Consider the following 11207-nt stretch of genomic DNA (forward strand, 5'->3'; position numbering starts at 1 on the left):
GAACTTGTGATTTTATTGAACCAGTGATACCTCCTTGCATAATTATTTTTCAAATTCATTCCCTGTTGTATAACTGCCCAGTTCCCTTTTTTATCAACAAAAATATTATGGTGATAAAGTTGATACCCATCCTGAATACAATTATTATCAATTTTACTTGTAAGTTTTGAAATAAAAATAATTTCATCCTTCCTATCAATAAATCTGTTGTTTCTTATTTCTTCAGGTGTTAAAAGCCCATTTTTACCCTTCCCTCCAAAAATAAAAATTCCATATTCCGGGTTATTATTAAAAACATTTTTTAAAGCATGACATACTGTCGTAGTAACACCTGACGAATGCCAGTCAAAACCAGAGATACAACCAAGTACCTGGAAATAATAAGGGTCGGATAAACGTTTCAAAAATTCTTCTGTACCGAATTCCATTATTATCAACCTACCAATCTCAAAAAGTATTTTCTTCTGTCTTTCAAAAAGATATTTTGGTGCTGAACCGAAATGTAAAGGTAACTCTGTAATATTTCTTTCCATATTTTAATTTTAGCAAAATTTTTATTAAAATCTCTATTTTCTTAATTATAGTTTAAAACCAGTAAAAAAAAATGTAAAATTAAAAAATGGAAAAATTGTTAAGTATATACAATGAAGTTTACAAAATTATAAATTCGGTATCAGAGAATAAAAATGAAATAACAGAGATAAATCTTTTTAATGAAAAAAGAAAAGCAGGAATTTTGTTCCTTCCTGATTTTTGTTCTTCTGTATTAATTATTTTACCCGGAGCAGGATATAATGAAAAATTTCAAAAATCAGTTTTTAAAAATTTTAAATTTTTACTGAAAAAAAATATAGGGATATGTATTTTCAATCTAAATAATGGGAATTTGGATAAAGAGGATGTTATTTTTTTTAATTACTTTAAAGAAAAGATAGGAGAAATCAGAGGAATAATTGAGTATATAAAAAATGAGTTAAAAATAAAAAATGTAAATCTTCTCGGTATAAGTTTTGGTGGGATACTTGGATTCATTGTTGCAGCACTGGAAAAAGAAATAAAAAAATCTATTTTTATACTTTCAGGAGTTAATTTAGAATTTATTACATGGAAAAGTTTACTTCGTTTCAGAATAAAAAAGGATTGTAAAAGAGTTGTGTGTAAAAGAATGCATAAGGTATACAGAAATCTTTTAAAAAACAATCTGTATAATGAAATTTTAAATCTTCCAAGAAAATGTTTTCTTTATGACCCCTTTACATATCTGACCAATCTGATAGATAGAGAAATATTAATGATAAATAGTATTTTTGATATGATAATTCCTTTTTACTGTGTACTTGAGGTAAAAAAACGATTAAAAAATGTAAAGACGCTTTGGTATCCATCAACTCATCTAACATTAAAATTTTTTATCCCTTTTATTAGAAAAAATATACTGAATTTCTTAAAAAATGAAAATATATCCGGGAATTGATTTGATAGAGATAGAAAGATTTGAAAAAGCATACCAAAAATATGGAGAAAAATTTCTTAAAAAAATTTTTTATAATGATGAACTTTTATATCTTGAAAAAAATATAATCAAAATGTGTATATCTTTTTCCTTTAAAGAATCCATATGGAAGTCATTACCGGAAAAAATACAGAAAAAACTACTTTTTAAAGATATAAAAATAGGATGGGACAATAACAATCCATTTTTACTGAAAAAAATAGAAAATTATGAGATACTTCTTTCTTACTCAATCACTGAAAAATATATAATTACAACTGTTTTATTGATTGAGATTTGAATTTAAAATTATCTGATACGTATCAAAAGCAATCCTTAATTCTTCATTTGTTGGAATGACAAAAACCTTAATTAAAGAATTATCTTTACTTATTTCCCCTTCTTTTCCAAATACCTTCTCATTTTTCTCATCATCTATAATAATTCCAAAAAACTCCATATTCTCCAATGATTTTTTCCTGACAAGTGGGACATTTTCTCCAATACCTCCAGTAAAAACAATAGCGTCAATTTTACCAAGGACAGCCATATAACTTCCAATGTATTTTTTCAATCTATAACAGAACATATCAATTGCAAGTGTAACTTTTTCATTTTTATTGTAAAGGGGTAATAAATTCCTGAAATCATTAGAAATCTCTGAAATTCCAAGTAATCCACTTTTTTTGTTTAATATTTCACTAACTTCTGAAATTTTTAAATTTAATCCTTCTAAAAGATAAAGAATAACTCCGGCATCTATATCTCCACATCTTGTACCCATTATAAGACCCTCAAGTGGCGTAAGTCCCATACTGGTATCAAAAGACCTCCCATTTTTCACTGCTGTTACACTGCATCCATTGCCAAGATGACAGGTAATCACATTTATATCGTATTTCCCCTTACCCATAATTTCAGATGTTCTTCTTGCAACATATCTGTGAGAAATTCCATGAAATCCATATTTTCTTATTTTATGTTTTTCATAAAAACTATAAGGAATTGCATAAAGATTTGCAATTTTTGGTATTGTGGTATGAAAAGCTGTATCAAAAGCAGCAACCTGAATACTCTCGGGAAAAATTTCTATACATCCCTTTATTCCTGCTAAATTATGTGGATTGTGTAGAGGTGCAAGAAAAATATAATCTTCAATTTTTTTTATTACATTTTCATCAACTTCAACACTTTTTTCAAATCCCTCTCCTCCATGAACAACCCTGTGTCCAATTCCTTTTATTTCTCTAATATCTTCTATTTCGTTCTCAAGCAATGTTTTTGCAATAAGTTCAATCCCTTTTTGATGTGTTTCTATTTTTAATTGCTTCTCTATTTTTATCTTTCCACTGTATTTAAAAATAGAAATTTCTTCACCAATTTTTTCCACACTTCCATAAGAAATAAGATTTTCTTCAGGCATCTCAAACAATTTAAACTTTATAGAAGAACTCCCACAATTTATAACAAGAATTTTCATTATTTTTTAAGATATTCTTTAATAAAATCAACTGCTTTAGCAACTGTCTTTACTTCAAGAGCTTTCTCTTCATCCATTTCTATACCAAATTCTTCTTCAAAAGCAGCAACAAGTTCTAAACTCTGAACACTCTCCGCTCCAAGGTCTTCTACAAATCTATCCTCAAGTCTTATTTTATCTGTATCAACCCCAAGGACTTCAGAAATAACTTTTTTCACCCTTTCAATTATTTCAACATCATTCATTTTCCCTCCTATTTTGAAATTTTTCTACTTTTTTCAATATGTATTTTTCTCTCTGCCTCTGTCATTTCGTAAACTTTTCTTATCACTGTTTCTTCAGAAGATAAAAGAATCCTGTTTCTCCTTTCCATTGCAATTTTAGCTGTCTTTAAAGAATAATCTACTCCATATCCCTTCATAAATTTCCCGCTCACGAACCATACAAATGAAGGAAAATATTTTGGAAGAATATTATCTGCTGTTATATTACACATTATTCCAACTATTGTTCCTGTATTAAAAAATGTACCTATGCTTGTTTTGGTATGATCTCCAATAAAAGAACCAACTTTTAATTCTCCTGTATCTGTGGGCTTTCCATTTAAATATACACTCACATTTGAATAATCATTTTTTAAATCACTGTTAGTAGTTAAAGCACCAAGATTTACAAACTCTCCTACATAACTGTGTCCAATAAAACCATCATGGTACTTATTAGAATAAGAATGAAAAATACTTTCTTCAACTTCTCCCCCAATTCTACAAACAGGACCAAAACTATTTCCCTCTCTTATTTTCGCACCGGGCATAATCTGTGTTTTCTCTCCTATATAAGAAGGACCAATAATTACTGAAAATGGGAAAATTTTTACTCCTTCATCTATATATACAGGTCCTTCACTTGCATCAATAACTACAAAAGGATAAACTTCTGCAGTTTGAGCAACAAAAACATCTTTTTCTGAACCATAAACACATGCTTTTTCAGAAAATTTTCCTGAAATTCCTCTTTTATTTATTTTATTAAATTCAAATTTTATCAATTTAGAATTATGATGAACAAGATTCCATGGAAATCTAATGATAGTAAAGTCAGTGTCCTCTTTTTTTACGTTACTTATCAAAATTTTCAAAAAATCATTTATATTTCCATTCCAGTACTTATTCACACTCTCTTTTTTTAGTAAACCATAAACAATTTCTCCATTACTTAAATATACTCTTTCCTCTTTTAAATTCAATTCGACTCTCCTATCAATTAACCACCTCCCATTAACAATCAGAACATCATCTTTCAAAAAATCTTCTTCATTTACTTTATAATTAAATTTTTCCTTACAGAGTTCTTTTAAATAATCTCTAACCCATAAAATTACTTCTCCTTCAGGTAAAATAGAAATAATTTTTTCAAGGATAGAATTAAAACCACATCTTAATTCAAAAACTGCTTTTAAATATGAAATTGGTGTGAGATTAATCCAATTTTCATCCTCATAAATTAATATTTTCATTTTACCTCCTGTCTTTTAACTCATTAAACAGGTAATAACAGTTGTAACAATTATATCCTTCACTTTTGCTCCTCTTGAAAGGTCACTGACTGGTTTTGAAAAACCCTGTAAAATGGGACCATATGCCTGAGCATTTCCCAGATACTGGGTAATTTTATAAGCGATATTACCAGAATTTAAATCTGGAAAAATTAAAACATTTGCTTTACCCGCTACAGGTGAAAACTCTTTTACCTTTCTCTTAGCCACTTCCTCGTTTATGGCTGAATCAACCTGCAATTCGCCGTCAATATCAAATTCTCTATTTTTTTCTTTTGCTATCTTCACTGCTTTTTGAACTTTCTCCACCAATGGATGAGAAGCAGAACCTTTTGTTGAAAAGGAAAGAAAAGCAATTTTAGGATTTTCGCCCATCAATTTTTTATAATTTAATCCAGTTGTTATTCCTATTTCTGCAAGTTGATTTTCATCAGGAGAGATGTTAACTGCACAATCTGCAAAAAAATAAATTTTTCCATCAGGTAAAACCATTATAAAGAAACTTGAAGTTGTTTTTATCCCCTCAAGATATCCAACTGTTAATGCTGCTGATTGTATAACATTTGCAGTGGTATTAGTAGCACCGGCAATCATAGAATCACAATTCCCTGTATCCACAAGTAAACCGCCAAATATAAGTGGTCTTCTCACTATTTTTTCCGCCACATTTTTATTTATATTTTTTCTTTTTTCACAATATCTATCTACAAGAATCCCAAATAATTCTGAATTTTCAGGGTCAATTATTTCTATTTCTGAAAGATTTGTAATCCCAAGGTTTTCACCTGTTTGAAAAATTTTCTCTTTATTACCCAGAAGAACAGGATTTACTATTCTTTCCTTTTTCAATTCAGAAGCAGATAATAAAATTCTTTCATCTTCCCCTTCAGGGAAAACAACTTTTTTATTCAAACCTTTAACTCTTTCAATAAATTCCTGTATTTTATCCATTTCTTTTTCTATTTTAAATTATCAGAATAACTTTATCCCTATTTTTCTTTCGGCTTCATATGCAAATCTATAATATTCTTTTCTGCTTAATTTACTTGCTGCTTCTTCATCCAGAATAACTGTAACTTTAGGATGTAATTGTAATACAGAAGCCGTAATCTGAGAAGTTATTGGTCCTTCAATTGCTTTTGCAACAACTTCTGCCTTTTTAATTCCATTTGCCAAAAATATTATTTCTTTTGCTTCAAGAATAGTTCCCACTCCCATTGTTAGGGCAAATCTTGGAACATCTTCAACTTTTTCAAAAAATCTGGAGTTATCTTTTATTGTCTGCTCATCAAGAGCAACCAATCTTGTTCTTGAATAAATAGAAGAACCTGGTTCATTAAAACCAATATGTCCATCCCCTCCTATTCCGAGAACCTGTAAGTCAATGCCTCCTGCTTTTTTAATCATCTCTTCATAACTTTTACAGTATTCCTCTATTTTATCGATAGAAATTTTTCCATCAGGTACATGCGTATTTTCTTTTTTTATATTTATACCATTGAATAAATTAACATCCATAAAGTATCTATAACTCTGAGGATGTTCTGGAGAAAGTCCATAATACTCATCAAGATTGAAGGTAATAACATTAGAAAAATCAAGATTTTCTTCTTTATGTATCCTTATAAGTTCTTGATACAGTCCAATAGGAGTACTACCTGTAGCAAGTCCCAAAACACAGTTTGGTTTTTTCTTTATAAGGTCTTTTACTATTTTTGCTGCTTCCTTACTCATTTCTTCATAACTCTTCGTTATTATCACTCTCATCTTTCCTCCTTTTTTTATCTTTAAAACTTTCACCTAATTGTTTCATACCAAGTGAAATCTTTTTATTTTCCGGGTCTATTTCAAGTATCATAAGTTCAACTTTTTGTCCTTTTCTTAAAACTTCAGAGGGATGCTTAATTGGTGTATCTGAAATATTTGAAATGTGTAAAAGTCCATCTATACCCTTTTCTATTTCAACAAAAGCACCAAAATCTGTTATGTGATAAACCTTACCTGTAACAATAGTTCCAACAGGATACTTTTTTTCAATTTCTGGCCAAGGATTTGGTTCAAGTTGTCTTAAGCTGAAAGAGATTTTCTGTTCTTCTTTTTTAATATCTATAACTTTTACTTTTAATGTATCTCCTGTAGCCACAACCTCTGACGGATGTTTTATTCTTCCTGTCCATGAAAGTTCAGAAATATGTAAGAGTCCTTCAACGCCTTCTTCAAGTTTAATAAATACACCGTACTCAGTAATATTAACAACTTTACCTTCTACAATTGAACCAACAGGATATTTTTCCTCTACTTTATCCCATGGATTTTGAGTTTTTTGCTTTAATCCAAAAGAAACAACCTGTTTTTCAAAATTTATATCAAGAACAACAACTTCCACCTTTTCACCAATACTTAGAAGTTGAGATGGATGACTAATTCTTCCCCAACTCATATCGTTTATATGAAGAAGTCCAACGACTTCATGCTCTATTTCTATAAAAGCACCATAATCAACTATATTTTTTACAACGCCTTTAACCAGTTGATTTTTACTTAAACTTTTTAAATACTCTATTTTTTGTCTTTCTTTTTCTTCTTCCAGATACTGTTTCCTTGACACAACAACATTTTTTCTTAAAGAATCAAATTTCAAAATTTTAAAAAATGTTTTCATGCCAACATATTCATTTGGATTTTTAATAGGAACTATATCTGTCTGAGAAGAAGGTAAAAATGCTGTTACACCAATATCTACTCTATACCCACCCTTAACCCTTTTAAATATAACGCCCTCAACAGGAACATTATTTTTAAATTTTTCTTCCAGTTGTTCCCAGTACAACATAATATCTGCTTTTTCCTTAGATAATGGAATAAGTCCGTTTGAATCAGGGTCAAGAGATTCAATAACCACATAAACTTCTTCGCCTTTCTTTAATTCATTTCCCCTACCTTTAAACTCTTCTTTTGAAGTTACACCCTCTGATTTAAAACCAATATCAATAATAACTTCTTCATTTAAAATATCCACCACTCTTCCCTTAATCAATGAACCTGGTTTAAAACTTGCTATTTTTTCTTCTAAAACTTTATTAACATTTTCTTTTACCATTTATGGTACCTCCTTGTACCCTATTTTTTTAAAATATTCAATTACTTTTCTTATAAAAAAATTAGGCGTTGAAGTTCCTGAAACAATTCCTATATTTTTAAAATCACTGAATTTTATTTTACTTAAATCTGCGAATTTTTCAATAAAAAAAGTATTCTTACATTCTTTTTTACATATTTTAAAAAGTTTTTTAGTATTAGAACTTTCTTTTCCCCCAAGAATAAAAACTGCATCAGATGATTTTGCTATTTCAACACCTTCTTTTTCTCTCTCTTCAGTAATTTTACAGATTGTATTTAAAACAAGTATCTTATTTGATTCAACCATTTTAACAATATCTTTTACAATCTCAAAGTAATAATTAAAATTTAAAGTTGTTTGACTTACTACAGCGACTTTTTTCCCTCTAAAATATTTATATTTTAACAAATCTTCTTTACTTTCTATTACTTTTATATTTCTTCCGTATCCTTTTATTCCCAAAACTTCTGGATGACTTTTATTCCCAACAATTAAAATATTATAACCTGTATTGCTCAAATTTTCAACTAAATAATGAATTTTTTTTACAAATGGGCAGGTCATATCATAAATTTCCAGATTTGATTTTTTTAATTTTTCTATTTCTTTTTTAGCAAGTCCGTGAGACCTTATTAAAAAATATTTTCCTTTAATTTCGCTTACAGAATTGAAAACTTTTAAACCTTTTAACTTAAGATTCTCCATTACCAGTGGGTTGTGAACAATATCTCCAACCGTAGAAAGTGATTTCAATTTTTCAAGCAATTTTTCTGTTGTCTCAACAGCCCTTTTAACACCGAAACAAAATCCGATATTTTTTGCAACAATTAGTCTTTTCATTTCAGTGTTTTAATTATTTCTATTACTTTTTCACTAATTTCCTCATAACTTTCTTTTTCAAAATAAACAGGATTACCAACTATTACTTCTATTTTTTTTAGTCTTATAAATTTACTGTTTCTCGGAAGTGCTTTATCTGTTCCTTTTAATCTTACAGGAACAACAGGAACATTACTTTTAATTGCAAGGAAACCAACCCCTGGTTTCCCTTCTTTTATCAATCCATCTTTACTTCTTGTTCCTTCAGGGAAAATAACAAGTCCTTCTCCTTTCTTTAAAATTTTTATTGCTTTTTTTAAAGTTAAAGGCATTGAACTTTCTCTATCAAGAGGAATTGCTCCTAAAATTCTAACTATAGAAGAAAGAACTTTTATCTCAAAAAGAGAACTTTTTGCGAAATAATAAAGTTTTCTCGGACATACGAATCCTATTGTAGGAGGGTCAAGATAACTTAAATGATTTGAAGCGACAATAAATCCTCCTTTTTTAGGAAAATTCTCTTTCCCTCTGATTTCAATTAAGAAAAAAACATTATAAACGAAAAATCCTATAAGTTTTGCAAGAAGATATAAAAAACTTCTCATTTAATTAATTTTTTAATATTTTCAAATCTTTTACTTTTTTTTAAAAATTCAAGGTCTTTATCTTTTTCTATATAACTCTTTCTATTAAATCCAAGAGAAATAGCTATTTTTAAATTCATAACCGCTTTCTCCATGTCTCCGAGTAATGAATAATCACATGCTAAATTATAATAGGAAATCGGGTCTAAATTTAATAATTCTGCAATTTTTTTATCAATTTTTAAGACCTTTTTATAATCTCTCTGGTAAATGTATATATGGGACAATTGAAAAAGAACTTCCAAAAAATCAGGATTTATCTTTATTAATTTTTCATAAAATTTCTTTTTCTCAAAAATTTTTTCTTTCATTTTTTTCATTTTATTAAGGTATACAAAATACAGGTAAATAAAAAAAGAATAAGAAATATAAAAAATGTAATTTTATATTTTTTTCCAACAGGTAGTTTTTTAGTAAACATATATCCAACCAGTGCATAAACTGAAAACCCAAGAAAAAATCCTATCAAAATACCGAATAATTTTATCATTTTTCCAGTATATCTTTAAGCAATGAAATCCCAACCACTTTTGACTTCAAAACTTTGATATTTTTTCTATTTGGAACTACACCATCTCTTTTTACCATCATTAAGTACTCCTGTTTACTCAAAGATGTTTCTGAAATATCAAAAGCATCAGCATCTTCTAAATAAAAATAATCATTATCTTCATCTATCAATGTACCTATATATATCCATGTGGTTGAAGTATCTATTACTATTTTTTTATTTCTATAATCTTTCATCTTTCAAGAATTATAGTACAGGGTCCATCATTGTGTATCTCAACAGTCATTTTTTTTCCAAATTCTCCTTCAACAATTTTTACATTTGACTTTTTTATTTTTTCAATAAACTTATTATAAAGTTTTTCAGCAATTTCTCCTTTCTCTGCCATTGTAAAATCTGGTCTATTACCTCCTGTACAATCCCCATATAAAGTAAACTGTGAAACAATCATTAAATCTCCGCATATATCAGAAACAGAATAGTTCATCTTTCCATTTTCATCTTCAAAAATTCTTAAAGATAAAATTTTTTTGATAACATAATCAATTTTATCCTCTGTATCCCCTTTACCTATTCCAAGTAAAATAACCAATCCTTTTTCTATTTCCCCTTTTTCTTTTTCCTCTACAAACAATTTTGCCTTGCTGACTCTTTGTATAACCAATCTCATAGTATTTTTTATAATATACTAATTTGACAAAAAGGACAAATTAAATATAATTTTAACATTATGGAAATAAAATTTTTTAAAATAGTCGGCTCTGGTAATGACTTTGTAATTATAGACAACAGAAAAAATTTAATAAAAAATAGAAACTCTCTCGCCCTAAAATTATGCGATAGAAAATTTGGAATTGGAGCAGATGGATTGCTTTTACTTGAAAATTCTGAAAAGGCTGATTTTAAGATGAGAATCTTCAACCCTGATGGAAGCGAGGCAGAAATGTGTGGAAATGGTTTAAGGTGTATTTTAAGATTTATATCTGAGAATTCAATTTCTAAAAAGAAACATTTAAAAATAGAAACAAAAGCAGGACTTCTTGATGGTATAATTAAAGGAAAAACTATGAAAGTCAGGATGAATATAATAGGTGAACCAAAATTAAATGTAGAAATACCAGTTGATAAATCTAAAATAATTGGAAATTTTATAAATACAGGTGTTCCACATACTGTAATATTTGTTGATAATGTTGAAAAAGTGGATTTAGAAAAAATAGGACCTCAAATAAGATATAATAAAATCTTTGGAAAAAGTGGCACAAATGTTAACTGGGTTGAAATTATAAAAGAAGGAACAATTAAAATAAGAACATATGAAAGAGGTGTTGAAGGTGAGACCCTTTCATGTGGAACAGGTTCTGTTGCTTCAGCAATTATAACTTCTATTATAAAAAAATTTAAATCACCTGTAACAGTTATTACAAAAAGTAAAGAATTGTTAAAAGTTTATTTTGATGAAGATTTTAATAAGGTTTATCTTGAAGGAAAAACATTTTACGCTTTTAAAGGTGTCTGGGTTGAAAGTTGAATATTGAAATATTGATTCTTTTTTCTTTCGTTTTAGGGATTGTTTTAAATGACT

At 28.3% G+C, this 11207-nt stretch carries 15 protein-coding genes; 3 read left to right on the forward strand and 12 right to left on the reverse strand.

The annotated features are described in order from the left end of the window. A partial coding sequence (locus tag PKV21_02140) for a DUF763 domain-containing protein (GenBank protein ID HOM26290.1) occupies positions 1–533 on the reverse strand: 533 nt, incomplete at its 3' end. Between the two features lie 86 nt (positions 534–619). On the opposite strand from PKV21_02140, the gene PKV21_02145 reads away from it, so the two are divergent. Together PKV21_02145 and PKV21_02150 are read left to right on the forward strand one after the other, a co-directional pair. Continuing rightward, a complete protein-coding gene (locus PKV21_02145; GenBank protein HOM26291.1) occupies positions 620–1474 on the forward strand; it encodes an alpha/beta fold hydrolase in 855 nt (284 codons plus the stop codon). Next, positions 1452–1793 (forward strand): 4'-phosphopantetheinyl transferase superfamily protein, encoded by a 342-nt coding sequence (locus tag PKV21_02150; protein HOM26292.1) that lies wholly within the window; start codon positions 1452–1454, stop codon positions 1791–1793. The genes PKV21_02145 and PKV21_02150 overlap by 23 nt, the downstream gene beginning before the upstream one ends. Here the strand turns inward: PKV21_02150 and PKV21_02155 are convergent. The 11 genes from PKV21_02155 to dtd form a co-directional block, all read right to left on the reverse strand. Beyond that, on the reverse strand, positions 1776–2972 hold the full coding sequence (locus PKV21_02155; protein ID HOM26293.1) for an acetate kinase: 1197 nt from the start codon (positions 2970–2972) through the stop codon (positions 1776–1778). The two genes, PKV21_02150 and PKV21_02155, sit on opposite strands and share 18 nt — an antisense overlap. Further along, a complete protein-coding gene (gene acpP / locus PKV21_02160; GenBank protein HOM26294.1) occupies positions 2972–3217 on the reverse strand; it encodes an acyl carrier protein in 246 nt (81 codons plus the stop codon). The genes PKV21_02155 and acpP overlap by 1 nt, the downstream gene beginning before the upstream one ends. Positions 3218–3225: 8 nt before the next feature. After that, a complete protein-coding gene (locus PKV21_02165; GenBank protein HOM26295.1) occupies positions 3226–4488 on the reverse strand; it encodes a putative sugar nucleotidyl transferase in 1263 nt (420 codons plus the stop codon). Between the two features lie 15 nt (positions 4489–4503). Then, positions 4504–5478 (reverse strand): phosphate acetyltransferase, encoded by a 975-nt coding sequence (gene pta / locus PKV21_02170; protein HOM26296.1) that lies wholly within the window; start codon positions 5476–5478, stop codon positions 4504–4506. Between the two features lie 21 nt (positions 5479–5499). Continuing rightward, positions 5500–6294 (reverse strand): glucosamine-6-phosphate deaminase, encoded by a 795-nt coding sequence (nagB, locus tag PKV21_02175; protein ID HOM26297.1) that lies wholly within the window; start codon positions 6292–6294, stop codon positions 5500–5502. Further along, entirely contained in the window at positions 6266–7627 is a 1362-nt protein-coding gene (locus tag PKV21_02180) for a 30S ribosomal protein S1 (protein HOM26298.1), read from the reverse strand. Before PKV21_02180 ends, nagB begins: the two co-directional genes overlap by 29 nt. After that, positions 7628–8488, reverse strand: a complete 861-nt coding sequence (ispH, locus tag PKV21_02185) for a 4-hydroxy-3-methylbut-2-enyl diphosphate reductase (protein ID HOM26299.1) — start codon at positions 8486–8488, stop codon at positions 7628–7630. It lies immediately after the preceding gene. Then, positions 8485–9072: a lysophospholipid acyltransferase family protein gene (locus PKV21_02190; GenBank protein HOM26300.1), complete on the reverse strand. Its 588-nt coding sequence runs from the start codon at positions 9070–9072 to the stop codon at positions 8485–8487. The genes ispH and PKV21_02190 overlap by 4 nt, the downstream gene beginning before the upstream one ends. Further along, on the reverse strand, positions 9069–9422 hold the full coding sequence (locus tag PKV21_02195) for a hypothetical protein (protein HOM26301.1): 354 nt from the start codon (positions 9420–9422) through the stop codon (positions 9069–9071). Before PKV21_02195 ends, PKV21_02190 begins: the two co-directional genes overlap by 4 nt. A 175-nt stretch (positions 9423–9597) precedes the next feature. Then, positions 9598–9858, reverse strand: coding sequence for a hypothetical protein (locus PKV21_02200; GenBank protein HOM26302.1), 261 nt, complete (start codon positions 9856–9858; stop codon positions 9598–9600). Continuing rightward, on the reverse strand, positions 9855–10292 hold the full coding sequence (gene dtd, locus PKV21_02205) for a D-aminoacyl-tRNA deacylase (GenBank protein ID HOM26303.1): 438 nt from the start codon (positions 10290–10292) through the stop codon (positions 9855–9857). The genes PKV21_02200 and dtd overlap by 4 nt, the downstream gene beginning before the upstream one ends. Positions 10293–10352: 60 nt before the next feature. Between dtd and dapF the strand changes: the two genes are divergently transcribed. Then, positions 10353–11153, forward strand: coding sequence for a diaminopimelate epimerase (gene dapF, locus PKV21_02210; protein ID HOM26304.1), 801 nt, complete (start codon positions 10353–10355; stop codon positions 11151–11153). Positions 11154–11207: the final 54 nt, after the last annotated feature.

It is taken from the genome of bacterium (genome assembly GCA_035371905.1).
In the GTDB taxonomy this organism is placed as follows: domain Bacteria; phylum Ratteibacteria; class UBA8468; order B48-G9; family JAFGKM01; genus JAMWDI01.

Coding starts and splice junctions, on each gene's coding strand:
- PKV21_02145 (HOM26291.1), top strand. CDS start 620: ATGGAAAAATTGTTAAGTATATACAATGAAGTTTACAAAATTATAAAT.
- PKV21_02150 (HOM26292.1), top strand. CDS start 1,452: ATGAAAATATATCCGGGAATTGATTTGATAGAGATAGAAAGATTTGAA.
- PKV21_02155 (HOM26293.1), bottom strand. CDS start 2,972: ATGAAAATTCTTGTTATAAATTGTGGGAGTTCTTCTATAAAGTTTAAA.
- acpP (HOM26294.1), bottom strand. CDS start 3,217: ATGAATGATGTTGAAATAATTGAAAGGGTGAAAAAAGTTATTTCTGAA.
- PKV21_02165 (HOM26295.1), bottom strand. CDS start 4,488: ATGAAAATATTAATTTATGAGGATGAAAATTGGATTAATCTCACACCA.
- pta (HOM26296.1), bottom strand. CDS start 5,478: ATGGATAAAATACAGGAATTTATTGAAAGAGTTAAAGGTTTGAATAAA.
- nagB (HOM26297.1), bottom strand. CDS start 6,294: ATGAGAGTGATAATAACGAAGAGTTATGAAGAAATGAGTAAGGAAGCA.
- PKV21_02180 (HOM26298.1), bottom strand. CDS start 7,627: ATGGTAAAAGAAAATGTTAATAAAGTTTTAGAAGAAAAAATAGCAAGT.
- ispH (HOM26299.1), bottom strand. CDS start 8,488: ATGAAAAGACTAATTGTTGCAAAAAATATCGGATTTTGTTTCGGTGTT.
- PKV21_02190 (HOM26300.1), bottom strand. CDS start 9,072: ATGAGAAGTTTTTTATATCTTCTTGCAAAACTTATAGGATTTTTCGTT.
- PKV21_02195 (HOM26301.1), bottom strand. CDS start 9,422: ATGAAAGAAAAAATTTTTGAGAAAAAGAAATTTTATGAAAAATTAATA.
- PKV21_02200 (HOM26302.1), bottom strand. CDS start 9,858: ATGAAAGATTATAGAAATAAAAAAATAGTAATAGATACTTCAACCACA.
- dtd (HOM26303.1), bottom strand. CDS start 10,292: ATGAGATTGGTTATACAAAGAGTCAGCAAGGCAAAATTGTTTGTAGAG.
- dapF (HOM26304.1), top strand. CDS start 10,353: ATGGAAATAAAATTTTTTAAAATAGTCGGCTCTGGTAATGACTTTGTA.